The following is a 26,570-nucleotide window of genomic DNA, read 5'->3' on the forward strand; positions in this document are numbered from 1 at the left end:
TGGTGACGTGACTCATGCATTTCCCTGCGGGACGCTCTTCCTCGACTTCGTCGGAACGCTGCGTGCACGCCGTAACGAGACACCGACGGAGATGCTCGCACGTCCCGAGGCGCTCGACGACTGGTTCGTGGAGTCCGGGATGCTCGACGAGGCGCCCGGTGCCGACGAGGCCGACCTCGCGACCGCCGTTGATCTGCGTGAGGCCATCTACGCCCTGGTCGCGGCCCACCTGGCGGGCGAACCGCTGCCGGCCGCGGCGCTCGCCGAGGTGAACCGGCAGGCGGCCGGACTGCCCGTCAGGGTGCAGCTCGCCGCCGACAGCACGCGCCGCCGCCTGGGCTCCGTCTCGCAGGCCCTGGTGGTCCTCGCCCGGGAGACGGTGGAGATCCTGGGCGGAGGGGAGGGCGCACTGCTGCGCGAGTGCTCCCGCCCGGAGTGCACCCAGGTCTACATCGACCGCTCGCGTGGCCCCCGGCGGGAGTGGTGCTCCATGAAGACCTGCGGCAACCGGGTCAAGGCCGCCGCCTACCGGGCCCGCCGGCACAGCCGGGCGAGCTGACCCCCCGCGGACCCGGGTGGTCCGGGAGACGCGGCCGTTCGCCCACCCGCACTCGGACGCGCCGTCGCCCCCTCTCGGACGGCACCTCCTGGAACAGCCGAACAGGCCGCTGATCACACCCGTGACCAGCCGCCCGTCCATGTGCGGCGGCGTCGGACCGGTGTCCGGTGGCCGCCGGGCCCGGTGTCAGTGGCCGGCGCTCTGGCCGCCGTCGACGTGCAGCACCTCGCCCGTGACGAACGGGGCGTCGTCCAGGTAGAGGACCGCGTCGACGACGTCGCTGATCTCGCCCATCCGCCCGACCGGGTGCAGGGCGGCGAACGTCTCGAAGTACTCCTCGGAGTGCATCGGGGTCTTGACGATGCCCAGCGAGACGGCGTTGCTGCGGACGCCCCGGGTCGCGTACTCGACGGCCAGGGCCTTGGTGGCGGACTGGAGGCCGCCCTTGGTCAGGGAGGCCAGCACCGAGGGCACCGCGGAGAGCGCGTGGTCGACCAGGCTGGTGGTGATCTGGACGACATGGCCGCCGCCCTGACGGAGCATCTGCTCGACCGAGAGCTGGGTGATGCGGAAGAACCCGCTCAGGTTGACGCCGGTGACCGCGTCGTAGTCCTGCTGGGTGTACTCGGTGAACGGCTTGGCGACGAAGATGCCGGCGTTGTTGACGAGGGTGTCGATGCGGCCGAACCGCTCGATCGCGGCGGCGGCGACGCGCTCGGCCGTGGCGGGGTCGGCGATGTCGCCCTGCACGGTGACGAGGTCCGGGTCGTCCGAGGCGGCGATGGTCCGCGAGGTGGCGACCACGGCGTGACCGCGCTCGCGGTACGCCTCGACCAGGCCCGCGCCGATGCCCTGGGAAGCACCGGTGATGACGGCGACCTTCTTGCCGGAGTTGCTCATTGACTGCCTTCTTCACATGCGGTGTGACGGTGGTGGTCCCGACCGGCCCCTGTCGGCCGGTCGCTGTGCACAACCAGACGACCGGTCTACCAAATTCCGCCCCGCACCACGCTCATTTCCTCGCCGCACCCCCTCTGACCTGCGGTAGGAGTCTCTGCCTACCAGCTGGGAGCCAACACGTCACGCGGGGCACCCGGGGCTGTCCCGCCGACCGCCGCTCCGTAGCATGGCCTCATGGAGTTGCGTCAGTTGCGGTACTTCGTAGCGGTGGCCGAGGACCTCAACTTCGGGCGTGCCGCGGACCGGCTGCTGATAGCCGGTCCGTCGCTGTCCCAGCAGATCAAGGCGTTGGAACGCGACCTCGGCATACGGCTCTTCGACCGCGACCGCCGCTCGGTCGCCCTCACGGCCGCCGGTGCGGCACTCCTCCCGCTCGCACGTGACCTGCTGGAGCGCGCGGACGACCTCCGCAACCGCGCCGCCAGGATCGCCGGCTCGGAATCCGTCCGGATCGGCTACGTCAACTGGCTGCCGCCGGACCTGACCGCCCGGACCTCGGCCGTGGCCCGGGTGCACGTCGACGCCTGGATCGCGCCCTCGCACACCCAGGCCGCGCGGGTCGCGGACGGCAGCCTCGACCTCGCGGTGTGCTGGGTCCGCCGCCAGGACCTGGAAGAACGCGGGCTCAACGCCCGGCTCATCGGCGCCGACCGCCTGTACGCGGTCTCCGCGGACCGCCGGACGGACGACATCCGCGCCCGCGACCTCCTCGTCCTGACGGACACCGACGTCACGACATGGTCGTCCTGGAACGTCTACGCCGAGCGGCTGGCCCGGGACACCGGAGCCCGTGCGGTGCGCATCTCCGACGGTGGCATCACCGGTCCGGGCTTCTTCGACCACGTACGCCGTGCGCGCCGCCCGATCCTCAACAGCCCCAAGGCACAGCTGACATCACTGCCCCCCGATCTGGTCGCGCGCCCCGTCTCCGGACCGAAGGTCTACTGGACGTGGTCCCTGGTGTGGCGCCGCGACGAGCAACGCGCGGCCGTGCTCAGCACCGTGGACGCCCTCACGGAGGGAGTCGGCGACCTCGGCCTCGACGACTCGGACGTATGGCTCCCCGACGACGACCCGCACCGACGGTGACCGCCGCCTCGGCCCCCTCCCGCCCGGCAGCTCACGGGGGGCCGCCCCGCCCCGCCTCGGTGAGCAGTCCGATGCCCGGGTAGTGCTTGCGCTGGTTGGACAGGATCATCTCCTTCGGAGAGGCGAGTCCGACCAACTCGCGCGTGCGCGCGGCGAACGCCCGCGAGGACATGGCCGGCGCCCCTTCGTTCCGGCACCAGGCCTTGTAGGCGGCGTAGAGAGTGGTCTGCTCGGCGCGGAGATCAGGAGCCAGGACACAGCACTCGTCGTAGAACCGGCCCGTGTGGTCCTCCGTCTCCGCGTAGGCGGTGGTGGCGATGCGGACACGCTCCGGGCCGGCCAGGTCCCGGTCACCGGCCAGATAGCGGCGGGCACCGTCGATCAGCCAGCCGAGGATGCCCGGACCCTCCTCGGTGACCAGGATGTCCGCCAGATTGTCGATCTTGTGGTCGTCGGCGACCACACGCTCGAAGGGGATCAGCCGCATCCTCCGCCAGAAGGCGAACCCGCCGGTGCCCACCTCCGGCCGGTGGTTGCCCAGCAACCACAACTTGTGCGTCGGCTGGAAACTGAAGAAGTCCTGCCGCATCCGGCGTGCCTTGATCCGGTCCCCGCCCGTCAGCAGCTTCACACGTGCCTCGTCGAACCGGTCGCCGGGCTTCACCTCGGAACAGACGACGACCCGTCGGCCGTGCAACTCCGCGAGATCCGTGGGGTGCCCCTCGTACGGCCGTGACATCAGGAAGCCCGGCGGTGCGGCGTCGGCGTAGTCACCCAGGAGCTTCATCAGCACGTCGAGCAGCACCGACTTGCCGTTCTTGCCGGACCCGAAGAGGAACGGCAGTACCTGCCCGCCGACGTCCCCGGTGACGGAATACCCCAGGAGCAACTGCAGGTACCAGATCATCTCCCGTCCCTCGGCGTCGTCACCGAAGGTGTCGGTCAGGAAGCGGTCCCAGCGCGGGGTCGGCCGGTGCTCCGGGCCCACGCTGGTGGACCGGGAGTGGAAGTCCTTGCCGGGGTCGGGGCACTTCAGGAGGGAGGTCCTCAGGTCCACGATGCCGTCGGGCGTGCACAGGGCGTACGGGTCGGCGTCCAGGAGCGCCGCGTTCAGCACCATGCCGGGCGCGGACTTCGCCTGCGTCAGCATCGCGTTGATACCGGTGGTGGACAGTGCGCGGCGACGGTGCTGCTGCAACGCACTGCTGGTGAAGACACCCCGGGGATCCTGTATCGCGATGTGCTCCGCGAGATCACCGGCGGCCCACAGGACCGTGTCGTCCTCGTCCATCTGCCAGTGGGTGACGTTCCACCGGTACCAGCCGATACCCGGCACGTGCCGGAAGTCGCTCGCGTACAACCTCACGAACAGCTTGGCGTTGCCGCGGTCCGAGAGCGTGTCCGGCAGCAGTCCGGCCGCCGACACCCCGTCCACCGGCACCCGCCGGGGATAGGCCTGGGCCGGAACGGGCACCACGGTGTCCTGGCCCCGCGTCCGCGCGGCCACAGCCTCGGGGCCGAACTCGAACAGTGCCTCGTTCCCGGAGGAGATCACGAACACCCTCCACCCGCGTACCACGTCCGCATGCCACCGGTGGCGAGACACACACGAACGATGCATGATCCGGTGCGGGGGCGCCGCGAGCGACTGCACGAAGGCTGCGGGTCCGCAGGCATTCGCCCCCCAATCAGCGACTGAAGCGACTGAAGCGACTGAACAATGGGCACAGCCTAGCGAATACGGACCCGGACGGGGTGCAGCACATGCCACCGAAATCAGCAGGTCGGATGCGTCCGGCCCGCTGGACAGCGACTGAAGCGACCACGCGCCCGATGCCGGGCGGCGCCCGGCCGGGGGAGTGACGGGAGAGAACCGGGATTCCGCTGGTGAAGGAGGTCTTCTCGCCCGGCGCCGCCCCGTGGCGACCGCGTCCGCTCCCCTGGCCGTACGCCCGCGGGCCCGGGGACCTTCCTCAGGCGCTGCCCGGCTTCTCGTCGGCCAGGCGGTTGAGCCAGTCCAGCAACAGGGCCTGCTCCGCGGGCCGCAGAGCAGAGGCGTTCTCCTGTGCCAGCGCGGCGCGCAGGGCCATGGCTGGACCGGCCGTGCCGCCCCCCGCTCCGCCGTGCCCCGGATCGGCCGCGGGGGGAGTGGTGACGGCGGCGAAGACCATGTCGCGCGTCGTGTCGACGGCCTCCAGGTCCCGCGACTCCGGCGGGGCGTTGATGATCGTCGAGACCACGCCCACGCCCGCGGCGTGCATCACGGCCGCCGCGCGTTCCACACTCATGCGCAGCCGTCCGGCCGCCGCCACGCGGGTCATCATGTGCTGCAGCTCCGCGACGGCCTTCCGGCCGGCACGCGACAGGTGACCGGGCCGGGACCGCCCGAACACCAGCACGTAGAAGCCCGGTTGCCGCATTCCGAAGCCGATGTGCAGGTCCCAGGCGTGGCGCAGGTCCTGGACCGGGTCGTCGCTCCCGGGCAGACGGCTCTTGGCCAGCAGGTAGGTCTCGAAACCGTACTCGCCCACCGCCTCCAGCAGACCGCGCTTGTCCCCGAAGAGCCGGAAGATCGTCGGCGGGAACACGCCGGCACGCGCCGCGACGGCCCGCGTGGACACGGCGTCCAGGCCCTCCTTCTCCAGCACGTCGGCAGCGGCAAGGACGATCCTGCGGCGCAGCGTCACCGTCGAGGTGTCCCCGTCGACCGTGTCCGGAGCAGTCATGACGCGACGATATCAAAGTGCCCGAACCAGTGATCCGGACCAGTGGTGCGGCGCGCCTCGGGCCGACTCGCCCCGCCCGCGCGGCCCTTGACGCCGCGTCCCTCACGCGACGGTGTACGTCACCGATCGCTCGTTCTTGTGACGACGGACGCGGCCCTTGGCCACGAGCGATTCCAGCGTGTTGCGCACGACCTGCGGGGTCGGAGTCCGGTCGGGGTGCTCGGCGAGGAGTTCGTCCCGCAGTTCCTTCGCGAGACGCGGCCGGTCCTGCGCGCGGAGCAGGTCCAGCAGGATGTCCGTGAGCAGAGGCTGACGCGACCTTCCCCGCGCCTTCCTTCCCGCGCCGTGCCGGGTCTTGGCCGGCCCGACCTGCCGGACCGTGGGTTCCCCCTGTGCCTGCTCGGGGAGGGCCGACGGTTCGCCGACGTCGCCCACGTGCCGCTCGGCCAGCGCCAGGATGTCGGCGAGGAGGGCTTCCTCCCGCTTCAGCATCTTGATGCTCTGGACCAGCTCCCGCTGTCGTCGGCGGTTCTCCTCCAGATCCGACGCGGCCTGTTCGACGTACCGCGACCGGAGGGTGGCGGTGGACTGGCTGGTCACAACCGTTCACTCCCTCGTTGTGGGTGGTGATGCGCATGCTACCCACGACCGAGTGCACATGCGGAGGTGTCAGGTGTCAGCGTCTCGCGCACGCTCACACCTGTCGAGCGGGGCCTCACATGTGACCGGCACGGGAGATCCCGGCCGTTGCGCTGTTTGACGGAAGTAGACCGGTCGTCTAGCTTAGGTGACCGGTCGACTCAACAGGTCGGCGCAGTCCCCCCGAGATGGAGAAATCCCGTGTCCACTCCGATCAAGCTCGCCATCGTCTTCTACTCGTCCACCGGCACGATCACGGAGATCGCCAAGGAGCTGCACGACGCCGGTGTCAAGGCGGGCGCCGAGGTGCGGCTGCTGAAGGTGGCCGAGCTGGCCCCCCGGGCCGCCATCGACTCCAACCCGGCCTGGGCCGCCCACCACGCGGCCATCGCCGACATCCCCGAGGCCACCCCGGCGGACATCGAGTGGGCCGACGCCGTCCTCTTCGGCACGCCGACCCGCTTCGGCAACGTCTCCTCGCAGCTGAAGCAGTTCATCGACACGCTCGGCGGCCTCTGGGCCGAGGGCAAGCTCGCGAACAAGGTCTACAGCGGTTTCGTCTCCACCGCCACGGACCACGCCGGCCACGAGTCCACCCTGCTCGCGCTGTACAACTCCGTCCACCACTTCGGCGGCATCGCGGTCACGCCGGGCTTCACCGACCCGCAGAAGTTCGTCGACGGCAACCCCTACGGCACCTCGCACGCCGACGGACAGGGCACCAAGCCCGTCGGTGAGGTCACCCGTCTCGCCGCCGGCATCCAGGCCGAGCGGGTCGTGAAGATCGCCACCGCCCTCAAGGCCGCCGCCTGACCCCCCGGACGAGAGAGGCCGAACGACGATGAAGGAGTTCCTGGTCGTGCTCACCACGACCGTGCCCGAAGGGACCGAGCCCGCCGAGGTCGACCGGCGACGCGCCGCCGAGTCCGTCCGGGCCGGGGAACTGGCCGGCACCGGACACCTGTTCCGGCTGTGGCGCCCGGTGGGCGAGCTGCGCAGCATCGGGGTGTGGCGCGCGGACGACGAGGCCGACCTGCGTCAGAACGTGCTCGGCACACTGCCCCTGTGGCCGTGGATGACCGCCGAGATCACCGCCCTGCAGCCGCACCCGAACGACCCGGGCGCCACCGGCCCCACCGCCTGACCCACAGGGGTGCGGACCCATGGCCCGCCCCTCCAGCAAGAGGAGAAAGCCGATGAGCGGCACAGCAGCACAAGAAGCCGTCCTGCGTGGCGTCGTGGACCAGTGGAAGAGCGCGGTCGACGCGCACGAGCCGGAGAAGGTAGCGGCACTCTTCACCGAGGACGCCGTCTTCCAGGGGCTCCATCCCTACAGCGTCGGCCGGCCGGGGGTCTTCACGTACTACGACTCCCAGCCGATCGGGCTGACGGCCGAGTACCGGGTGCTGGAGACGCGGAGCCTCGCGGACGACGTCCTGCTCGGGTATCTCGACGTCGACTTCCGCTTCACCGACCGGCCCGACATCCACGTCACTCTCAGCGTCGTGCTCAAGCGGGTGGCCGACCGCTGGTACATCTCCCACTACCAGGTGACCAAGCTCGGCTGACGCGGTCCGCGCCGGATTCGCCGGCGCGGCCGCGGCCGGACCCCCGGAGGCGGAGGTGGGGTCCGCGACACGACGGAGCGGCCGTCCTCGCACTCGGGGGGTGTGCTCGGACGACCGCTCCTCACCTGCCGCCGGGCGCATCGAACCGACACCCCGGCAGCAGGGGCTCTCCTCAGAAGTGGTCGACGTCCACGACGGCCTGGGCGAAGGCGGAGGGCGCCTCCTGCGGCAGGTTGTGGCCGATGCCGTACAGCGTGCGGTGCTCGTAGGCGCCGGTGAAGCGGTCGCGGTACGAAGCGCCGTTGCCGGGAGGCGTGAACGGGTCGCGCTCGGCGTCGAGGGTGATGGTGGGCACCTCGATCACGGGTCGCGCGGCGAGGAGGCGCTCATAGCGGTCGTAGCGCCGTTCTCCGTCGGCGAGGCCGAGCCGCCAGCGGTAGTTGTGGATCACGATGGCCGCGTAGTCGGGGTTCTGGAACGCCGTGGCGGTGCGTTCGAAGGTGGCGTCGTCGAACTGCCAGGTCGGGGAGACCGTCTGCCAGACGAACCGGCACAGGTCGTGCCTGTTCCGCTCGTCCTCCATGGCGAGGCGGCCCCGCTCGGTGGAGAAGTAGTACTGGTACCACCAGGTGTGCTCGGCCGCAGGGGGCAGCGGTTTCTTCTGGGCCTCGACGTCGGTGACGAGGTACCCGCTCACCGACACCAGCCCCTTGACGCGCTCAGGCCACAGGGCCGCCATGATGTCGGCGGTGCGGGAGCCCCAGTCGAAGCCGGCGAGGAGGGCCTGCTCGATCTTGAGGGCGTCCATCAGGGCGATGATGTCGAGGGCGACCGCCGACTGCTGCGCGTTGCGGACCGTGCGGGAGGACAGGAAGGCCGTCGTGCCGTGGCCGCGGAGATACGGGACGACCACCCGGTACCCCTGCGCCGCCAGCAGCGGGGCGACGTCGACGAAGCTGTGGATGTCGTAGGGCCAGCCGTGCAGACAGATGACGACAGGGCCGTGCGCGGGGCCCGCCTCGGCGTAGCCGACGTTGAGCACACCCGCCCTGACCTGCTTCAGCCTCGCGAACGAGGTGTGGGTGCCGGGGGTCACTTCCGGGACGGTCGGCGCGGGGGTGGGGCGCGGGGCGGCGGAGGCGCTCGGGATGCCCTGGGTCAGCGAGACGGCGGCCGCGCCCGTTCCCAGGCCCACGGCCTTGTTGAAGGTGCGCCTGCTGATCATGTGAGCCTCCGGGGTGGTGGGTCCGGCGTGACGGTCTCCGCTGGGGAACTCCCGCTGCGAGGCGGTCGCCGGGAGCGGGGCGAAGTGACTGTCTCACGCCCTGAGTCACCAGTCAAACGGGTTACGAAGTGAGAGGTGTGCCGCGCCGACCGCCGGGCGTGCAACCAAGGTGTCACCTGCTTGACAGGTGACGAAATCTGCGTCATAGTGGGGCCTGTATCTCCTCCGGTCGCCGGGGGAGGGGAAGGGTGAGAACTGATGACCGACGTCGAGGAAAGGGCGCTGCTCGCCGGCGGCTGCTTCTGGGGCATGCAGGAACTGATCCGCAAACTCCCCGGTGTGACCCGTACCCGGGTCGGTTACAGCGGCGACGACGACCTGCCCCACCCCACTTACCGTAGGCACGGGAACCACGCCGAGTCGATCGAGATCACTTTCGATCCGGCCGTCACCGACTACCGCACGATCCTGGAGTACTTCTTCCAGATCCACGACCCGACCACGAAGAACCGGCAGGGCAACGACATCGGGGCCAGTTACCGTTCCGCCATCTTCTACCTCGACGAGGAGCAGCGGCGCGTCGCGCTCGACACCATCGCCGATGTCGAGGCGTCGGGACTGTGGCCGGGGCCGGTGGTGACCGAGGTCGTACCGGCCGGTCCGTTCTGGGAGGCCGAGCCGGAGCACCAGGACTACCTCCAGCGTTACCCGGACGGCTACACCTGCCACTTCCCGCGCCCGAACTGGCGGCTGCCGAAGCGCGCGGAGGTCTGACCGCCGCCACAGGGCGGTGAGCCGCCTTCCCACGTGGTACGGCCGCGGGGTGAGCCCACGAGGGCCCGCCCCGCGGCCGTTTCGCGTGTCCGTCCAGCCGCGCGTCGGCCGGGCCCGCCTCGGCGCGGGCGGCGGGGAGGGCGTTCAGCACGGTTCCGCGCGGCCCCGGTGGCGGTGGGTTTCGAGCAGCCTGAGCCAGACCTCGCTGATCGTCGGGAAGGCCGGCACGGCGTGCCAGAGCCGGTCGACGGTCACCTCGGCCGTCACCGCGACGGTCGCCGAGTACAGGAGTTCTCCGACGCCGGGGCCGACGAAGGTGACGCCCAGTACGACGCCCGTCTCCTCGTCGAGCAGCATGCGGGCTCTGCCTCGGTAGCCCTCGGCGTACTGGCGCGCACCCGCGACCAGCCCGATGTCGTGGTCCACGACCTCCACCCGGCGTCCGACGCGCGCGGCCTCGCGTGTGGTGAGGCCCACGGACGCGACCTCCGGGTCCGTGAAGACGACTTGCGGAACGGCCAGGAGGTCCGCGGTCGTCGTGTGAGCACCCCACTTGGTCTCGTCGAGGCTCTCGCCCCGCGCGCGTGCGCCGATGACAGCGCCCGCGATCCGGGCCTGGTACTTGCCCTGGTGAGTCATCAACGCGCGGTGGTTGACATCACCCACGGCGTAGAGCCAGCCATCGGGGACGGCGGTCACCCGGCAGGTGTCGTCCACCCTCAGCCAGTCGCCGGGCGTCAGTCCTACGGTCTCCAGCCCGAGCTTCGCCGTCTGCGGGGTCCGGCCGATGGCGAACAGGATCTCGTCCGCGGTCAACTCGGTCCCGTCCTTCAGATCGACCCTGACCCCGCCGACCGCGGGCTCCTGGCGCGTCACGGAGATCACCGAGGCCCCGAGGCGCACGTCGACCCCCGCCTCGCGCAGACCCTCCGCCACCGACTCACCGGCGAACGGTTCCATCCGGGGAAGCAGCCCGGCCTCACTGCGGACCAGCATGGTCACCTGCGAGCCGAGGGCCTGCCAGGCGGTGGCCATCTCCACGGCCACGACACCTCCGCCCACCACCAGGAGCCGGCCGGGCACCTCGGCGGAGCTCGTCGCCTCACGGCTGGTCCACGGACGTACCGAGTCGAGTCCGGGCAGGTCGGGGAGGGCCGCGCCGGTGCCGGTGGCGATGACGACGGCGTGCCGGGCGGTGAGGCGGACCGTCTCGCCCTCGGGCGTCTCCACAGCCACCCGCTTCTCGCCGGTGAGCCGGCCGTGACCGCGGATCAGGTCCACGTGGACCGAGTCCAGCCAGTCGACCTGGTCGTCGTCCTTCCAGTGCTCGGCCATCGTGTCACGGTGCGCGAGCACCGCGGGAACGTCCAGTGGCCCGTCCGCCGCGTGGCGGAATCCGGGGACGCGGCGGGCATCGGCCCGGGCGATCACCGGTCGCAGCAGCGCCTTGCTGGGCTCGCAGGCCCAGAACGAGCACTCACCGCCGAGCAGTTCGTGTTCGACGATGACTGTGCTCAGCCCGGCGGCACGGGTGCGGTCGGCCGCGTTCTCACCGGCCGGGCCGGCCCCGATGACGATGACGTCGTAGGCGCGGGAGACATCGTTCATCACTGCTCCTGAGGCTTGGGTGTGTCTCCCGGCCCTTACCGGAGGCGCGCTCGGCTGTCAGGAGGCGGGGCGTTGTGTCAGGAGGCGGGGCGTTCGAGGGGTGACGTGCGCGTGCGGGCGCGGACGGCGCCATCCTGACCATGCGACGTCTCCTCGCCGGGCTGTCGACCGGGACACGGGCGGACAGGTGATTCACACCCTATGCCCTGGTTTCGTCGGTCGCATCGGCTCACCGTGATGACGCCGTGGCATGCGCGGAGCGGCTGGTGCGCGTCTCCCGGCGGCCCGGCGCGAGGTTCCCCGGACGTACGACGGCGGCCCCCGGCCACTTGGGACCAGGGGCCGCCGTCGCATCAGGACTGCCGGTCCCGCCCTTCCGTCAGGACGCGGCCGGGACGGAGGCCGGCCGGGCGTTCAGCAGCGCCAGGCAGTTGGCCCAGAGCGCGCCGAGCGGTGCGGTGGTGTTGTAGAGCTTGGCGAACAGCACCTGGCCCTCCAGCTGCGCGACCACGGCCCGGGCCGATTCGCGGGTGTCGCCGACGGAGACCTCCCCACGGCTCTGGGCCTCGGTGACGACCGCCTCGATCATGTCGACCTGGTCCTCGAAGATCTCCTGGAGCCGGTCGCGTACGGCCTCGCTCTGGTTGCACAGCTCCAGGGAGAGGTTGCCGAGCATGCAGCCCGCGATCGATCCGCGGTACTCCCGGCCGGCCCGGTGCTCGGCCTCGGTCGCCTCGAAGAGCTGCCGCAGCCGCTGGAGCGGCTCCGTGTCGCTCTGCAGGATGCGGGTCCAGTCGCGCCGCTCGGCGGCCCAGTGCTCGTCGATCACGGCGAGCGCGAGGGCTTCCTTGGACTCGAAGAAGTAGTAGAAACTGCCCTTGGGCACCTCGGCCGCCTTGCAGATCTCGGCCACGCCCAGCGCCGAGTAGCCGCGCACCTCGATGAGTGACTGCGCAGCCTCAAGGATCTTCTTCCTGGCGTCACTTGTCCGTCCCATGGCACCAGTATACGACCGATCGACTATAAGGGGGTTCGCCTCCGCGGGCCGACGAGTTTCGGCGTGGGGGCGTGGGCTCGGCCGCGGCGCGCGATGTCCGGGCCGGCTTGCGCGGGCCGGGGTTCAGGCCGCAGGCCCGGTCGGCGCAGTCTGCTCCGGCGCGGGTGGCCCCCGGGCGACCGGCCGCCGGTGATCCCGTAGCGCGCGGCTGTCAGTGGCGGTTTGTCAGTGGGGTCTGTGGCGGTGTGTCAGTGGGGACCTGTCAGTGGCGGTCTGTCGGCGCCGGTCCGTCAGCGGCGGCGTCGCAGGCTGTCCAGCGGTGTCCCGGCCGCCCAGCGGCGCAGCCGGCGGGCGTCGACGAGGTGGACGTCGGTCTGCTGCCGGGAGGCCCAGCGCACCTCGGCGCGGCTGAAGCCACCGCGGTGGACGATGAGCCGGCCGGGCCGCTCGGCCCCGGACCGGACCGTCTCCCGTATGGTCTCGGGCACGGGGGCGTCCTCGTCGGACGGCGCGACGGGACGGAACCTGACGTCGAGCGCACGACCCCTGCGGTCCCGGGCGTACAGGCGCGTGTCCCCCTTGCGCAGCGTCAGATCGGCCACCCGCCAGCCGTCGCGCTCCAGCATGCGCGTGGTGGCTTCCACCAGTCCCCGGTCGTCCAGCCGGGCCAGCTCCTGGGCGGTGTAGCGGCCGCCGCGCCGGCGGAGGAACCTCCTGCGCAGGCGCAGGCCCACCCTGGTGGCCGCCATGCACAGGACGGCGCAGAGCAGCAGGCCGGCGGCCCCGAACGCGCGGCTGAGGCGACCGGCCAGCAGCACCAGAGCCAGCAGTCCCAGGGCGAGGCCGACGAAGGAGGGAAGAACCTCGCGCAGCTCGGGACCGTACCGGCCCTGCGCCCGCAGTTCGGCCACCCGCTGCCGCCGCAGGGACCCGCGCGACGCCGGCACGGACGCGCCCGACCGCGGCAACCTCGTCATCCCGCCCGCCCCCGTCCCCTCGGTCCTCTCGGCCTCCCGCCGCGCCCTTCCGGCCGTCCGACCGTACACCGGTGGCCCCTCGGCCCAGGTGGCGGCCGGGCTCGTAGGGGAACGTCACTCGGAGAACGGCGGGTGACGCCACCTCAGCGAGCGAGCGGCGCCGCGTCGAGCAGGGCCGCCGCCGCACCGCGGGCGGTCGTGGCGGCGGAGGGATCACGATCCATCCGCGCCGCCTGACCCGCACCGTCGTAGAGCAACTGGAGCTGTCGGGCCAGCTCCTCCGGCTCGGCGTACCCGCACGTGGCGGCCAGTTCGGTGAACAGCTCACGCACCCAGGACCGGTAGTTCTCGGCGGTGCGGCGGATGGCACTGTCCTCGGCCGTCTCGGCGCTGGCCCGGACGAACGCGCACCCGTTGTACCCGGGGTCGGTGAACGCCTCGCCCAGCGCGTCGAACACACCGAGGATCTGCTCACGGGGGGTGCGGAAACGTGTCAGGGTCCGGGTGACCCGGTTCCGCGCGCGCTCGAAGCGCTGGTCCAGGTAGGCGCAGACAAGCCCTTCCTTGCTGCCGAAGGTGTTGTAGAGGGACGCCTTCGCCACACCGGCGTGCTCGATGACCCGGTCGATGCCGACTGTTTGCACGCCCTGCTGGTAGAAGAGCTCGTCAGCCGCTTCGAGCAAGCGCTCACGCGCGGACACCTTGGTCGCGCTTCTGGCCGCCATGGCCACCACCCTCTCAGACAGACCTGTCTATTGTAGCGCGGGCGCCTGTCTCACCCGCCTGTCTCACCCCTGGGAGGTGCTCTGTGCCAGACGTGCCGCCTCGGAGGCGCAGCCGGCTTCCGGGCGTACGACTGCCACGCGCTCCGCCCGGCGGCCGTTGAGCACCAGAGCGGTCAGCGCCGCGAGGGCCAGCACGATGACGGCGATGCCGTACTCCCGGGAGGTGGGCACCAGGCCGCCGCCGTGCACGACCAGGACCCCGCCGATCACCGCCGGCACACCCAGCCCCAGGTAGCACACGACGTACAGAAGGGACAGCACCCCGGCTCGCTCGTGCGGCTCCACGCGAGGCATGACCAGTCTGATGCCCCCCTGGAACCCGCTGCCGAAGCCGAAACCGGATACAGCGCCGCCGATGAAGAACCCGATCACGGAAGGGGTGCCGCCGGTTCCCGAGGCGATGGACACCAGGGTGATCACCACGCCGGCGACCAGCGAGCCGATGCCGATCAGCATGACGCTCCGCGTCGCCGTCCCCCGCAGCAGGACGACGGCCAGACCGGCCGAGCCGGCGAGCACGAACAGGGGCAGCCCTCCCCACACCACGGAGGTGGAGTGCACCAGGGTCCGGGCGAGGGCCGGCCCGAGTGCGCCGTACAGGCCGGTCAAGGCCCACACCGCGAACATCACCGGCGCGGCGATGGCCACCGACGCGCGGGCGGACCTGGGCAGCTTGAACTCGGGAGCCATGCTGGCCAACGCGCCCGGCTTGCGGCTGACCGTCTCGTTCAAGCCGGTCACGGCCAGCGCCTGGAGGACGAACACACCGAGGAGCACGTAGTAGACGAGGTGGGTCGGGGCAGGCAGGTACTGCACGATCAGCCCGGAGACCAGGGCGCCGCTCGCGGTCCCGATCGTGGGCGCGAAGGAGTTGAGGAAACCGCCCCGGCGCGCGTCGAGGTCGAGCATCGCGGCACCGAGCGCGCCGACCGCCGCCCCGGTGCTCAGTCCCTGGACGACGCGCGCGACCAGCAGCGCGTCCACCCCGCCGGCGGTGATGAACGTGGCCATGGCCGCCGTCTGCCCGACCAGGGCCACGAACAGCACCGGCCGCCGGCCCACGTGGTCGGAGATCTTCCCGAAGACCAGGAGCGCGACCAGCACGGCCACCGCGTAGACGCCGAAGACGACGGTGACGGTGATGGGCGAGAACCCCCAGCGTGCCTGGTAGAGCGCGTAGAGGGGGGTCGGCGCGCTGGACGAGGCCAGCAGCGACACGAGGATCGAGGACAGCAGCCCGAGGGAGGCGATGGGCCCGAGGCCCCTGCGGCGCGGGGCTCCGTGCGTGGGGAACCGCCTGACCGAGGTGCCCTCGGTGGCGGGTCGCTGCGTCGTGCTTCTCATGGCTCTCACTCTCGGTCTGGTAGATGAACCGACTCCATACTAGACAGATCTGTCTGATGCATGGGCGCACGGGATCGTGAGACATGTCGCAAAGACGTGCCGTACCGCGTGCCGGGCGAGGAAGTCCGGACAGCCCGAAGCCCCGCCGGGCGGTTTCCCAGCGGGGCCTGTGCGGGCGGACGGCCGAGGTCAGGGGCTCATGCGGCCGGGCTGTGCGCGGTCAGCGGGTGGTGCTGCGGGCGGCCTGTTCGATCAGGTGGGTGACCGCGGCCGGGCGGGAGACGGAGACGGCGTGGGAGGCGTCGATCTCGACGGTGCGGGCGTGGGCGCGCTCGGCCATGAAGCGCTGGGCGGCCGGCGGGATGTTCTTGTCGCCGGTGGTGACCAGGTCGTAGGAGGGGATGGTCTTCCAGGCGGGCTCGGTGGCCCTCTCCTCCAGGGCGTTCGCGGCGATGGGGCGCTGGGTGGCGGCCATGAGGTCGGTGGTCGGCTCGGGTACGTCGGCGGCGAACTGGTCGTGGAACTTGTCGGCCTTGATGTACAGGTCGGTGCCGGTGCCGCCGCCCGGGAGGGGGAAGGTGACGGGGTTGAGGTTCTCGCCGAGTGTGCTGCCGGGGAACTTGTCGGACAGCTCCAGCGCGCTCTCGCCCTTGTCGGGGAGGAAGGCGGCGATGTAGACCAGCGCCTTGACCTGGGGGTCGCCGGTCGCGGCCTCGCTGATCACGGCACCGCCGTAGGAGTGGCCGACGAGTACGACCGGTCCCTTGACGCTTGCCAGGACGCTGCGGACGTAGGCGGCGTCGTCGGCCAGTCCGCGCAGGGGATCGGCGGGTGCCACCACCGGATAGCCCTCGTGCTGGAGCCGCTTGACGACGCCGTTCCAGCTGGAGGCGTCCGCGAAGGCGCCGTGGACCAGGACGATCGTGGGCTTCTTGCCCGCCGCACGGTGCTCGGCCTTGGCCGCGCTGGCAGGAGTCGTCATCGCCAGCGTGAGGGCCGAGACTCCGGCGATGGCGCCCAGCACGGCGATGCGCTTGCGGGTGGGGCGGAAGGCGGTCTTCAGGCCCATGGTGACTCTCCTCGGGCAGTGGGCGTGCGACGGAAGTCGCTCCCCCGGGCGGTCCGCCCGGGCGACGGGTAAGAACCTAGCGCGCAATTAAGTTGTGCACAATCCAATGGGGTGGCGAGCTCGGCGTCGTCCGCCGCCCGCATCCCTCCGGAGATCACACCCCCGCACTGTCGTCGGCCGGGACGCCGGCCACGGGGAAGTTCTGGTGGAACACGTTGTCGGGATCGATCCGCCCCTTGATGCCGCGGAGCCGTTGGAGGGTCGTGCCGGGGAACGCCTCGGCAAGCCGTTCCGGGGTGAACGCCGACTCGAAGCTGAGGTACAGACCGTCGAGCGAAGGGTGCACCGCCGCCCAGGCCTCGTCGAAATCCCGGGACGCGTACGGCGCCACGGCCGTGATCGAGAAGTTCTGGTGCCGGTGGGCGTAGGCCGTGGCGTCGGCCGGCACGTCGTTGACAGCACCGCCCACGGAACGGATCTGCAGCAGCTCGCCGAACCCGGCACGGGCCAGCCCTTCGAGCCGCTCGCTGAGTTCTCCGTCGAGGTGGACGGCCAGGCCGCTATGGGTGCGACCGCCCTGCTGTCCCCGGTGGGGAGCCCCTGTCGCGGCCACCACGGCGGCGTACGGCAGGAGTTCCGCGCGGCGCCCGACCAGCGGCGCGACACTCAGGAAGGGGGTCAGGTCCCGTCCGGCCACGGCCGGATCGTCCCCGGCGTGGACCACGGTCGCCAGGGCGAACCCGCCACCCATGAGATAGAGGAAGGCGGAGATCTCCCGGGGGGCGGCCTCCACCGTCTCTCCCCAGGCCCGCAGGAAGGGCGCGAGGCGGTCCACGCGGTACTGGAGTGTCGCCCGGGCGACCACAGGTGTGCGCGAGGCACGGAACTCCAGGGAGGTGACGATGCCCAGGTTGGCACCGGCCCCGCGCACGGCCCAGAAGAGATCCGGGTGCCGCTCACTGTCCAGTGCCAGGACGCTGCCGTCCGCGGTGACGAGCTCCACCGCTGTGACGCGGTCGATGGTCAGTCCGTGCGCCCGGCCCATCAGTCCGATGCCGCCGGCGGTCGCCAGGCCGCCGACGCCGACGTCCCCGGAGTCGCCCGAACTGATGGCCAGTCCCCACGGGTAGAGCGCCGCGGCGACCTCCCCCCAGCGGGCGCCCGGACCGATGCGGACGAGATCGCTGTCGGGGCTGACCCGCTCGATCGTGGCGAGCCCGCTCAGATCGATGACGGTGCCGTGCTGATTGGTGGAAATGCTGCTGATCCCGTGCCCACCGCTGCGGATGGACAAGGGACCCTCAGCGTCGCGGCCATGGGCCAGTGCCTCCGCAACCTCTGCGGTCGACCGCGGTCGCACCACCGCCGCCGGGGCGCCGGTGGCGGTGTAGACGTGCCGCAGATCCGCGTAGCGCGGGTCGCCGGGACGGATGATGTCGAGCATGGCGGAAGCCTCACTGGGCGGCTGGGATGCGGGAGAGGGGACGGCGGTCGGGCCGACGAAGGAGCTCGGCACGTCAGCGGCCGCTGCCGACGCGTCGGCGAAGGCCGCCCCCGGGGGTCCGACGGCCCGCGGGCGTCACTTCACGAGTTGCGGGTACAGGGTCTCGATGTCCGCGGCCAGGCCCGCCTTGACGCGTCGCGACAGGTCGTCGGCGAGCACCTCGTACGCCCCGGACTCGACTCCGCCGATGGCGAGCGCGGCGACATCCTTCGGGCTGGACTTGGGCGCGTCGACGTCCGCCGCCATGTCGGTGTCGACGTACCCGACGTGCAGACCCGTCACACCGATGCCGCGCGGCTTCAGCTCCAGCCGCAGGGAGTTCGTCTGCGACCACAGGGCCGCCTTGGACGCGCTGTAGGAACCGGCGACCCCGATCCAGGAGAGGACGGAGTGGACGTTGAGGACGTGGCCGCCCCCGTTGGCCTCGATGACCGGCACGAAGGCGCGGGTGACCTGCAAGGGGCCGTAGAAGTTCGTCTCGAACTCGCGCCGGATGTCCTCGACCGGCGAGGTGAGGAACGACGCCTGCACCGAGACGCCCGCGTTGTTGACGAGTACGGTGACGTCCTTGGCCTGCTCGGCCGCCGCGGCCACCGACGCGGGATCGGTGACCTCCAGTGCCAGCGGTACGACGTCCGGGTTGGTCACCGAGCGGGGGTCCCGTGCCGTGGCGTACACCTTGGCCGCGCCACGCGCCAGCACCTCTTCGACCAGCGCGCGCCCCAGCCCGCGGCCGCCGCCGGTGACGAGGACCACTGCGTTTTCGAGCGATGTCATGTCCAGCTCCTCAGGAGAACCCGTCGTCCCCGGAATCCGACCGACCTTCGTGGTGGCACATGTTTGAAACTGACACGTAGGGACGACGCACACGTCATGAGACATGTGCTAGCCGGTTTCGTCAAGTTGCGCATACGTATTTCGATGTGTGCGCGCGGCGCCTCAGCGCAGGAAGTCCAGGACCTCCGGTGCGAACTCCTCGTGGTACTGGAACAGGAAGCCGTGTCCGGAGTCCGGGTACACGTGGACGCGGGCGTCCGGCAGCGATGTCCCGAGCAGCTGGAGCGCGGATGGCGGGACGACCAGATCGCTGTCACCGCCCGCGACGAGCGCGGGCTGCCCGATCGCGCCGAGCCGGTGCAACGCGTCCGGATCGGGTACGCCCCATTCGAGCATCGCCTCGTACTGGGCTTCGCGGCCCTCCGCGCTGACCGGCAGGTCCCGGTCGTGCTCCCGCTCTATGTAGCGCCCGAAGAACTCCAGGCCGCTGCGCTGGCTGGACTCGGTGTGGTTGAAGAACGTGTACAGATAGTCCTGGGCGCCCAGCCGGTCGACGTCGACGTGCGCGAGGACGTCGTCCCGCAGTCCGTGGATGCCCGGGGCGCCACGCGGGGCGGTCGCGGCGAGCACGAGTCGACGGACGGCGGCCGGCTGGAGCAGGGCCAGTTCCTGCGCGGTGTAGCCGCCCATGGAGAACCCGAGCACGTCCACCTGCCGTAGGCCGAGGGCCTGGAGGAAGTCCAGGGTGTCGAGGGCGGTGTCCCGGATGGTGCGGGCAGTGGTGCCGGTGCTCAGACCGACGCCGGCGTTGTCGAAGGCGATGACGTCGCGTTCCGCCGCCAGCGCGTCCACCAGAGCCGGATCCCAGCTGTCCAGCGTGCCACGGAAGTGCTGGAGAAGGAGCAGCGGAGGCCGTGCGCCCCCGGGACCGCACCGGCGGTAGGCGTAGGTGATGCCGTTGGCCGCTGCGACCTTGCGGTTCGGCGTCTCGATGTACATGTGGGGCTCCCGCGCCGGTGAAGTGCTCACGGGAATGTGGTGAGCACAGGGACGACGTCGAGTGTGACGCGGTCTCCGGCGCCGGCCATCAGCCATTTGACCGTACGCGGCGGCAGAGGGCGGGGGAGCGCGGGCGATCTCTCGCTTGACGGCGGGGAGCGGGCGTGCCGGCCCGCCGCTCCTGTAGGGCAGGACGGGTGCGAGACGACGGTGGCCGGCGGCCGACGACGAAGGGCGCCTCGGCCGCTCCACCGGTTCCGCGGACGCGTCAGTGCCCGCCCGGAACGGCACCGTCCGATGCGATCGGGGTGTACATGACCGACCGGTCCTGCTTGTGGCGCTGGATGAGACCCTTCGCGACCAGCCCCTCCAGGGTGTTGCGCACGACCTGGGGGGTGGGAACCCGGTCGGGGTGTGTCTCGATCAGCTCTTCGCGCAGCTCCTTGGCCGGGCGCGGCTCGTCATGGTTCTTGAGCAGGTCCAGCAGGAGGTCTCCGAGGAGGGGGCGCCGCGCGGCGCGTCCCCCGGGTGCCTTGGCCTTGCGCGCGGGCCCGCGCCCGGCGGCCCTGACCGCGCGGGGACGCGACGTGGACTTCTCCTTCGCGTCCGTGCCCGCCGTCCCCGGCTCGGTGCCCCGGGCCTGCTCCGGCACCGTCGTGGAGTGCTCCGCGAGGTTGAGGATGTCCAGGAGCAGTTGCTCCTCCTGACGCAGAGCATCGAGCTGACGTTGCAGTTCCTTCTGCTGCCGGCGGTTGTCCTCTAGGTCGGACGCGGCCTGCTCCATGTACCGCGACCGGACCGTGGCGGCGGCTGACTTGGTGGGCACAGCCTTCACTCCCTTGCATGTGGATGACCTGCGCATCGTACTCAGAATGCCCACATGAGACGAGTGCCGGGGAGATGTGCGACCGCCACGGGTGATACGTGCCGGGTGCGGGACCGGCACACCCGTCAGGCGGGTGGGAGGGGGAGCCCGGTGAGGCTGTCCCAGTCCAGCAGGGCGTTCTCGGCACCGGCGGGCACGAGTTCATAGGTGTGCTCCAGCCACCGGTGCACCTCGCTCAGGTCGGCCGCGAAGGTCGCCCTGCCCTGGGGGCGTTCCAGTCTCAGGTACAGCAGGGGAGTGGCGGACCGCGCGCGCGAGGGCCAGGCCTTGAAGTCGCCGTCCCCGCTGAGGCCCTTGACGCCGGCGCTGAGGACGTCGCGCCCCACCACCCAGGTGACCGGGGCGTCCGCGGACACATGCAGCTCAAGGCGCACGGCGAGTGGATCGTCGGCACCGTACCGGAAGGCGCATTCGACTGTGCTGTCCTCCGGTGGGGCCGACAGGAAGTGGAGGCGGGTGCGCAGCTCCGAGAGCGGCTGCCGAGTGTCGTTGCTGCGGTCGAGTCTGTCAGTCATGCGCCCGGCGTCCTTTGTGTCGATGACTCCGGCCCCCGCCGGACCCGCCCCGGCCGCTGTCGGACTCGGGCGGATCCGGCGTCTGCTGCGACGCAGCGACGGGAACCGTTCGGTCCTACTGGCTGGGAAGCGTCACCTCGGGAGCCAGCAGAACGGCGATCCCGCTGGCGTGTGCGACGGCGTCACTGACCCGGGGGGTGAAGAAGGCCGCGACCGATCCACGGTGGTGGGGGGTGACGACCAGCAGGTCCGCCTTGAAGTCCTCGGCCGCGGCGGAGATGACGGAGGGCACCTGGTTCGTCAGGCTGTGCGCCAGGTGTCCCTCCGCCTCCACACCGAGGCCGCGGAGGCTGGCCAGGGCCTCCTCCAGGATGGCCTCTCCCTGGTCTTCCCCCTCCAGCTTCACGACGGTGTCGCCGGCGACCATGGACGGCACGACGTGCAGCACGTGGACTGTCGCGTTCGCCGGGCGGGCCAGCTCGCCGGCCATCAGGAGTGCCGTCTTCCGGGCGGCACTCGGATCGATGGCCACCAGGATGCGTTCGAACACGGCGTTCTTCCTCTCTGCGACCGCCGCGGCCGGAGCCGGGCGGTGTGGTGACGGTACGGCGAGGAGGGCGGGTCGACCTCGACCGTCACAATATGACTGGTCGTCTTATAAGTCAACGCCGACGGCGCCCGACCGGCGACGATGTCTCAGGGCAGCAGCGGCGGACCGACGATCTGGATGCCGTGCGAGGCGGCGAGCCGGGTCAGCTCCTCCGGGTCGGGGCCCGGGCCGGCCTCCGGCGGCACGGTCCCGTCGAACGGCACACCCACGTCCGCCACGAACGCGTCGAAACCTCCGCCCGGGGTGTGCAGCGTCAGGAAGCGGGCCGTCGGGGAGGTGACGACGAAGCCGTGCGCCAGCCCGCGCGGCAGCAGAGCGAGCGCGCCCGCCCCGACGCTCCGCACCTCGTTGCCGACCTCCACCCGCAGCGTGCCGTCGAGTACGAGAAACGTCTCCTCGTCCGACTCGTGCAGGTGCAGCGGCGACATGTAGCCGCGTTCACCGGTGTGCTCCAGCAGCGCGTAGGCGCCCGCGGTGTCGGCGGCCCGCGCCCGCATCCGCACGAGACCGCCCAGGAACCGTACCGCCTCCTGGGTGTCGGGGTCCGTCAGGACGGGGGATGTGATGTTGCCGGACAGGGAAGTCACTGCTCTCCTCGCTTCCGCTCAGTTCGGGTCACATTCGAGCAGAGAGCGGAGCGGACCGTCCAAGACGGATGTGTCATCGCCTCATGCCGAATCGGCATGTTCCAGAGCGCCCGCGCGGGCACTTCAGGTTTTTGACAATCCCAAGCAGACCGGCCATATTGATGCCATGCCTCAGGTGAGCGTCAGAGGAAAGCTGATCGAACACGCGGAGACCGTGTTCCGTCGTCAGGGCTTCAATGGCGCCAGCGTCGCGGACATCACCAATGCCGCGGGTGTGCCGAAGGGGTCCTTCTACAACCACTTCAAGAGCAAGCAGGAACTCGCCGCCGAGATCGTCCGCCGCTACAGCCGCGGCACGGATGTGAGCATGCTCGCCACGGACAGCCTCTCCGCGATGGACCGGCTGCGCGCACACTTCGCCGCCCAGGACTCGCGTACCCATTCCACCGGCGTCGAGTACGGATGCCTGCTGATGACCATGGCGAGCGAGGGACCCACGGTCGGCGACGAGGTCGGGACGGTCGTTCGCCGCAGCCTCGCCGCGTGGGTCGGTGTACTGACCCCGGTGATCGAGGAGGGTCAGCGGTCGGGGGAGATCACCTCCCAGGAACCCGCGAGTGACCTCGCCGCCTTCCTCATCGACGCATTCGAGGGCGCGGGCCTGCGCGGCAAGGCCACCAGGGACGGGGACGCGGCCATGCGCTCCCTCAACCTTGCCCTCAACGCCATCAAGGCGTGACAGCCGCGTTCTCCCTGTCGAGCAGGGCGATCTCTTCCGGTTGAGCGGGGGCGATCCTTCCGGTCACGCGGGTGGTTCCTCCCGGGAAACGGCGCGATCGGCCCCGCCGTTCGTCCCCGTTCCCACTTGCGTCTCGCCGCGCACACGTCGCCGTACCGTGTTCCCCGGTACGAGCGCGTGTCGTCGTCCCGTGTGCGGTTCACGTGCGAGGGGGGCCACCCGGTGGCCCCGCCCCAGGAACGCACCGGCGCCCTCCCGGCCGTCAGGGGCGCAGCGCTTCCAGTGCGATGCTCATCTCCTCGGCCATGTGCGCGTGATCGGCCGAGGTCTTGGCCCGCAGCGCGGCGCCCTCGAAAAGGTCGAGCAGGAAGGCGGCCAGGGCGGCGGCCGACCAGGCAGTGGTGATCTCGCCTGACGCCTGACCCTCCGCGATCGTGGCGGTCATCGCATCGGTCCAGCCGTCCAGGGCCTCCCGGACCGCCTCCCGGACCTTCTCGCCGGCGTTGACACCGTCACTGGCCAACGTGCCGAGCAGACATCCGTACTCGACTCCGGAGCCGCGGATACGTTCGACCTGCGCGGTCAGGTAGCTCCGCAGACGCTCCAGTGCGGGGCCGTGACCTTCCAGGCCCGAGTGGTCGGTGGCACGCGCGTAGCGCAGGACGATCTCCACGGCGAGGTCCTGTTTGCTGCTGAAGTGGTTGTAGAAGGACCCCTTCGGCACACCTGCCGCCTCGGTGACGTCCTGAATGCTCGCACCGGTGAACCCCTTGCGGCGGAAGACGTCCTCGGCGTTGTCGACCAGTCGTTCCCGGACACTGACCTGTGGCATGTTCTCCGCTCCTCGGCGGTACGTGGCGGGACGGCTGGCGCCCGCGAAGCAGGGGACTGGGCGGCGGTCGCGGCAGGCCCGGCGGCGGTGCCGTGAGACACCGTCATGGGCGTGCACGCGACACACCTGGTCCGACGTCACCGGTCACCGCACCGGCGACGGGCGCCGAACCGGCGGGCGTCCTCGTGACAGTCAGGGTGTGGCCGGCGCCGGTGGGTGTGGCGCAACGGTTCAGCGGGGCGCCACGGGGCATGGCGCTCGGCTACCGCCGGCTGTGCGTCGTACGGCTTCCGCCAGGAGGTCCGGCCGGCTGCGGCCGGAGCGACGGGGAGTGGTGGGGCGGGACACGCCGACGTGTCACCGGACATGTCTCCTCCCCCTTCGTCCTGGGCCGCGCTCCCCGCTCCGGACGGTCTCGTGGTCTGGTCCTTTACCCTCCCGCCATGAATGTGTCCGGTCGTCTTGGGAAAGTCAAGTCAGCCCCTCCGCGTCGGCCGCGCCGTCCCGCCCGCCCGGCGGTCAAGAGTGGGGCCACAAACATTCCACTACCGCCCACGATGCTGGGACCGATGGCCGTGGGACACACACGGACCATGCGCCTTCCGCGCACACTCGCTTTCCCTACATGGAGTCGCTCATGGTCACGTATCGCGCAGTCGAGGTCGCCCCCGACGGGAGCCTGCGTCCCACCGAGCGGGAGCTGATCCCGCCGGGTCGGGGCCAGGTGCGCATCCGGGTGGAGGCGTGCGGCATCTGCCACAGCGACTCGATCGTCGTGCATCCGCATGACGAGGGGGAGACCGGCCGGGTGCCCGGACACGAGGCCGTCGGCCGCATCGACGCCCTGGGTGAGGGCGTCACGGGGTGGAGCGTGGGCGACCGGGTGGGTGTGGGCTTCCTCGGCGGGCACTGCGGGGTGTGCGCGGCGTGCCGGCTGGGCGACTTCGTCGGCTGCACCGACCAGCCGTACACGGGTGTGCATGTCGACGGCGGCTACGCCGAGTACATGTACGCCCGGCAGACCGGCCTGGTGGCCGTGCCGGAGGAGATGAGCGCCGCCCGGGTGGCGCCGCTGCTGTGCGCGGGGTTCACCGTGTACAACGCCCTGGTCGACAACGTCCGGCAGCCGGGCGGCCTGGTGGCCGGTGATCTTGTGGCCGTGCAGGGCATCGGCGGCCTGGGGCACCTGGCCCTGCAGTACGCGCGTGCCCTGGCGCTGCGCGTGGTCGCGATCGCGCGCGGGGCCGACAAGGAGGAACTGGCCCTCGGGCTCGGCGCGCACCACTACGTCGACAGCAGGGCCTCGGACGCCGCCGAGGAGCTGACCAAGCTCGGGGGTGCCCGGATGGTGCTGGGCACGGCGGCGGGCGGGGACGTGAGCCCGCTGCTGGCCGGCCTGGCCCGCCGGGGCCGGCTGGTCCTGGTGGGGGTGTCGCCGGAGCCGGTGCGTGTCGCGCCGCGCCAACTGATCTTCGACGCCGTGCAGGTGTCCGGTTCCCTCACCGGAACCTCGGCGGAGAACGAGCAGAACCTTGCCTTCGCCCAGGCACACGACGTGGCGCCGATGGTGGAGCACACACCGCTGACCGACGTGCAGGCGGCCTACGACCGGATGCTGAGCGGCGAGGCACGATTCCGCATGGTCATCGGCATCTGACGGCGGCGTACGCGCTTGCGCCTCGCCCCGGTTTGAAGGGTGCCCCCAACAGGGGCGTCGTCTTTCCTGAACACCTCAACACCTGCACCTGAACACCTGAACCTCTGAACAGGAGTCCTGAGCATGTCTGCTTATGTGGCCGATGCGGCCGAGACCCGTTACGTCGAAGCACCTTCGGGAGAGCGTTTCGCCTACCGCAGGTTCGGCCGGGCGGGCGGCCGTCCGCTGGTGATGCACATGCGGTTCCGTGGCACGATCGACCACTGGGACCCCGCCTTCCTGGAGCCGCTGGCCGCCGAACGGGAGGTCATCGTCTTCGACAACCGGGGCATCAACCTGTCCACCGGCGACGCGCCGGCCTCCATCGAGGACATGGTGGAGGGCTCGCTCTCCTTCATCCAGGCGCTCGGCCTGACCGACATCGACGTCCTGGGCTGGTCCATGGGCGGCATGGTCGCCCAGGGCGTGGCGCTGGCGGCCCCGGAGATCGTCCGTCACCTGGTGGTGGCGGGCAGCTCGGCGGGCGGTGTGCCGGACCTGCCGCCGCCCTCGGACCGCATCCGGCAGATCATGGCGAAGCCGGTGAACGTGGCCGAGGACTTCCTCGCCCTGTTCTACCCGGAGACGGAGGAGGCGACGGCCGCGGGCCGGGCGTCCCTCCAGCGTCTGGAGCACCGGCTGAAGGACTCCGGGGCGGTCGTCGGCCCGGAGGCGGTGCGCGGCCAGCTCGGTGCCATCGGCTCCTTCAAGGGCTACTGGCACCGGCAGGAGGAACTGACCCTGCCGGTCCTGGTCGCCAACGGCGCCCACGACGTCATGATCCACGCCTACGCCACCTACGCGATGTCGCAGAAGCTCCCCCACGCCAAGGTGGTCCTCTACAGCGACGCCGGGCACGGTTTCCTCTTCCAGCACCCCGACGACTTCGCCCACGAGATCAACCGCTTCCTGTCCGCCTGAGCCGCACTGCCGCGACGCGCCTGGCCCGCCCTGCCGTGCGTCGCGCCGGCCCCGCCCCCGCGGGGGGGGGGGGGCCCCCCCCCCCCCCCCCCGGGGGGGCCCCCCGCCCCCCCCGGGGGGGGGGGCCCCCCCGGGCCCCCCCGGGCGCCGCCCGGCCGGCCCCGCGGGGCCCGCGGGCGGCGGG

28 protein-coding genes are annotated in these 26,570 nt (G+C 71.2%); 9 read left to right on the forward strand and 19 right to left on the reverse strand.

The features are described from left to right. Positions 1-7: 7 nt before the first annotated feature. A complete protein-coding gene (locus tag ACH4LD_RS41035) occupies positions 8-559 on the forward strand; it encodes a CGNR zinc finger domain-containing protein (protein WP_398059281.1) in 552 nt (183 codons plus the stop codon). Between the two features lie 186 nt (positions 560-745). Here the strand turns inward: ACH4LD_RS41035 and ACH4LD_RS41040 are convergent, their stop codons facing one another. Next, on the reverse strand, positions 746-1,459 hold the full coding sequence (locus ACH4LD_RS41040) for an SDR family NAD(P)-dependent oxidoreductase (RefSeq protein WP_398059280.1): 714 nt from the start codon (positions 1,457-1,459) through the stop codon (positions 746-748). Between the two features lie 234 nt (positions 1,460-1,693). Between ACH4LD_RS41040 and ACH4LD_RS41045 the strand changes: the two genes are divergently transcribed. After that, positions 1,694-2,608, forward strand: coding sequence for a LysR family transcriptional regulator (locus ACH4LD_RS41045; RefSeq protein ID WP_398059279.1), 915 nt, complete (start codon positions 1,694-1,696; stop codon positions 2,606-2,608). 31 nt (positions 2,609-2,639) lie between these two features. Here the strand turns inward: ACH4LD_RS41045 and ACH4LD_RS41050 are convergent, their stop codons facing one another. The 3 genes from ACH4LD_RS41050 to ACH4LD_RS41060 all read right to left on the reverse strand — a co-directional run bounded on the left by ACH4LD_RS41050 (position 2,640) and on the right by ACH4LD_RS41060 (position 5,934). Continuing rightward, a complete protein-coding gene (locus ACH4LD_RS41050) occupies positions 2,640-4,163 on the reverse strand; it encodes a phage/plasmid primase, P4 family (protein ID WP_398059278.1) in 1,524 nt (507 codons plus the stop codon). Positions 4,164-4,581: 418 nt separating this feature from the next. After that, positions 4,582-5,334 carry a TetR/AcrR family transcriptional regulator gene (locus ACH4LD_RS41055; RefSeq protein ID WP_132792096.1) on the reverse strand — a complete coding sequence of 251 codons (753 nt, stop codon included), beginning with the start codon at positions 5,332-5,334 and terminating at the stop codon, positions 4,582-4,584. A gap of 102 nt (positions 5,335-5,436) precedes the next feature. Continuing rightward, positions 5,437-5,934, reverse strand: coding sequence for a hypothetical protein (locus ACH4LD_RS41060; RefSeq protein WP_398059277.1), 498 nt, complete (start codon positions 5,932-5,934; stop codon positions 5,437-5,439). Between the two features lie 240 nt (positions 5,935-6,174). Between ACH4LD_RS41060 and wrbA the strand changes: the two genes are divergently transcribed. Genes wrbA through ACH4LD_RS41075 form a run of 3 tightly spaced genes read left to right on the forward strand, consistent with a single transcriptional unit; the run spans position 6,175 to position 7,541 of the window. Beyond that, the gene (wrbA, locus tag ACH4LD_RS41065; protein WP_132792090.1) at positions 6,175-6,786 is read left to right on the forward strand and encodes an NAD(P)H:quinone oxidoreductase type IV; all 612 of its coding nucleotides are present in this window, start codon (positions 6,175-6,177) and stop codon (positions 6,784-6,786) included. 28 nt (positions 6,787-6,814) lie between these two features. Beyond that, the gene (locus tag ACH4LD_RS41070; protein WP_398059276.1) at positions 6,815-7,117 is read left to right on the forward strand and encodes a muconolactone Delta-isomerase family protein; all 303 of its coding nucleotides are present in this window, start codon (positions 6,815-6,817) and stop codon (positions 7,115-7,117) included. A gap of 52 nt (positions 7,118-7,169) precedes the next feature. Beyond that, entirely contained in the window at positions 7,170-7,541 is a 372-nt protein-coding gene (locus ACH4LD_RS41075) for an SgcJ/EcaC family oxidoreductase (RefSeq protein ID WP_398059275.1), read from the forward strand. A 172-nt stretch (positions 7,542-7,713) separates the two neighbouring features. On the opposite strand, the gene ACH4LD_RS41080 is transcribed toward ACH4LD_RS41075, so the two are convergent. Continuing rightward, positions 7,714-8,766, reverse strand: coding sequence for an alpha/beta fold hydrolase (locus tag ACH4LD_RS41080; RefSeq protein ID WP_398059274.1), 1,053 nt, complete (start codon positions 8,764-8,766; stop codon positions 7,714-7,716). A gap of 258 nt (positions 8,767-9,024) precedes the next feature. Between ACH4LD_RS41080 and msrA the strand changes: the two genes are divergently transcribed. Further along, on the forward strand, positions 9,025-9,540 hold the full coding sequence (gene msrA / locus ACH4LD_RS41085) for a peptide-methionine (S)-S-oxide reductase MsrA (RefSeq protein WP_132792078.1): 516 nt from the start codon (positions 9,025-9,027) through the stop codon (positions 9,538-9,540). A gap of 144 nt (positions 9,541-9,684) precedes the next feature. Here msrA and ACH4LD_RS41090 read toward each other — a convergent pair whose 3' ends face one another. The 13 genes from ACH4LD_RS41090 to ACH4LD_RS41150 all read right to left on the reverse strand — a co-directional run bounded on the left by ACH4LD_RS41090 (position 9,685) and on the right by ACH4LD_RS41150 (position 22,198). After that, positions 9,685-11,148, reverse strand: a complete 1,464-nt coding sequence (locus ACH4LD_RS41090) for a dihydrolipoyl dehydrogenase family protein (RefSeq protein ID WP_398059273.1) — start codon at positions 11,146-11,148, stop codon at positions 9,685-9,687. A 379-nt stretch (positions 11,149-11,527) separates the two neighbouring features. Further along, positions 11,528-12,145: a TetR/AcrR family transcriptional regulator gene (locus ACH4LD_RS41095; RefSeq protein WP_398059272.1), complete on the reverse strand. Its 618-nt coding sequence runs from the start codon at positions 12,143-12,145 to the stop codon at positions 11,528-11,530. A gap of 290 nt (positions 12,146-12,435) precedes the next feature. Further along, positions 12,436-13,122 (reverse strand): hypothetical protein, encoded by a 687-nt coding sequence (locus ACH4LD_RS41100; protein ID WP_398059271.1) that lies wholly within the window; start codon positions 13,120-13,122, stop codon positions 12,436-12,438. 143 nt (positions 13,123-13,265) lie between these two features. Next, positions 13,266-13,847, reverse strand: a complete 582-nt coding sequence (locus ACH4LD_RS41105; protein ID WP_398059270.1) for a TetR/AcrR family transcriptional regulator — start codon at positions 13,845-13,847, stop codon at positions 13,266-13,268. A 63-nt stretch (positions 13,848-13,910) separates the two neighbouring features. Then, positions 13,911-15,251, reverse strand: coding sequence for an MFS transporter (locus ACH4LD_RS41110; protein ID WP_398059269.1), 1,341 nt, complete (start codon positions 15,249-15,251; stop codon positions 13,911-13,913). Between the two features lie 220 nt (positions 15,252-15,471). Beyond that, positions 15,472-16,320 carry an alpha/beta fold hydrolase gene (locus ACH4LD_RS41115; protein ID WP_398059268.1) on the reverse strand — a complete coding sequence of 283 codons (849 nt, stop codon included), beginning with the start codon at positions 16,318-16,320 and terminating at the stop codon, positions 15,472-15,474. Positions 16,321-16,474: 154 nt separating this feature from the next. Continuing rightward, positions 16,475-17,764 carry an FAD-binding oxidoreductase gene (locus ACH4LD_RS41120; protein WP_398059267.1) on the reverse strand — a complete coding sequence of 430 codons (1,290 nt, stop codon included), beginning with the start codon at positions 17,762-17,764 and terminating at the stop codon, positions 16,475-16,477. A 135-nt stretch (positions 17,765-17,899) separates the two neighbouring features. After that, positions 17,900-18,601, reverse strand: a complete 702-nt coding sequence (locus ACH4LD_RS41125) for an SDR family oxidoreductase (RefSeq protein ID WP_398059266.1) — start codon at positions 18,599-18,601, stop codon at positions 17,900-17,902. A 162-nt stretch (positions 18,602-18,763) separates the two neighbouring features. Then, positions 18,764-19,630, reverse strand: a complete 867-nt coding sequence (locus tag ACH4LD_RS41130; RefSeq protein ID WP_398059265.1) for an alpha/beta fold hydrolase — start codon at positions 19,628-19,630, stop codon at positions 18,764-18,766. Between the two features lie 238 nt (positions 19,631-19,868). Then, entirely contained in the window at positions 19,869-20,384 is a 516-nt protein-coding gene (locus ACH4LD_RS41135) for a BlaI/MecI/CopY family transcriptional regulator (protein ID WP_398059298.1), read from the reverse strand. A 167-nt stretch (positions 20,385-20,551) separates the two neighbouring features. Further along, positions 20,552-21,001 (reverse strand): SsgA family sporulation/cell division regulator, encoded by a 450-nt coding sequence (locus ACH4LD_RS41140; RefSeq protein ID WP_398059264.1) that lies wholly within the window; start codon positions 20,999-21,001, stop codon positions 20,552-20,554. Positions 21,002-21,116: 115 nt separating this feature from the next. Further along, positions 21,117-21,551: a universal stress protein gene (locus tag ACH4LD_RS41145; RefSeq protein WP_398059263.1), complete on the reverse strand. Its 435-nt coding sequence runs from the start codon at positions 21,549-21,551 to the stop codon at positions 21,117-21,119. A 146-nt stretch (positions 21,552-21,697) separates the two neighbouring features. Further along, a complete protein-coding gene (locus ACH4LD_RS41150; RefSeq protein WP_398059262.1) occupies positions 21,698-22,198 on the reverse strand; it encodes a cupin domain-containing protein in 501 nt (166 codons plus the stop codon). Positions 22,199-22,364: 166 nt separating this feature from the next. On the opposite strand from ACH4LD_RS41150, the gene ACH4LD_RS41155 reads away from it, so the two are divergent. Continuing rightward, on the forward strand, positions 22,365-22,937 hold the full coding sequence (locus ACH4LD_RS41155) for a TetR/AcrR family transcriptional regulator (protein ID WP_398059261.1): 573 nt from the start codon (positions 22,365-22,367) through the stop codon (positions 22,935-22,937). A 262-nt stretch (positions 22,938-23,199) separates the two neighbouring features. Here the strand turns inward: ACH4LD_RS41155 and ACH4LD_RS41160 are convergent, their stop codons facing one another. Next, positions 23,200-23,769: a TetR/AcrR family transcriptional regulator gene (locus ACH4LD_RS41160; RefSeq protein ID WP_398059260.1), complete on the reverse strand. Its 570-nt coding sequence runs from the start codon at positions 23,767-23,769 to the stop codon at positions 23,200-23,202. Between the two features lie 637 nt (positions 23,770-24,406). Here ACH4LD_RS41160 and ACH4LD_RS41165 point away from each other — a divergent pair. Both ACH4LD_RS41165 and ACH4LD_RS41170 read left to right on the forward strand, forming a co-directional pair. Beyond that, a complete protein-coding gene (locus tag ACH4LD_RS41165; RefSeq protein ID WP_398059259.1) occupies positions 24,407-25,426 on the forward strand; it encodes an alcohol dehydrogenase catalytic domain-containing protein in 1,020 nt (339 codons plus the stop codon). Between the two features lie 123 nt (positions 25,427-25,549). Beyond that, positions 25,550-26,386, forward strand: a complete 837-nt coding sequence (locus ACH4LD_RS41170; protein ID WP_398059258.1) for an alpha/beta fold hydrolase — start codon at positions 25,550-25,552, stop codon at positions 26,384-26,386. Positions 26,387-26,570: the final 184 nt, after the last annotated feature.

Source organism: Streptomyces sp. NPDC017676 (assembly GCF_044329325.1).
Lineage (GTDB): Bacteria > Actinomycetota > Actinomycetes > Streptomycetales > Streptomycetaceae > Streptomyces.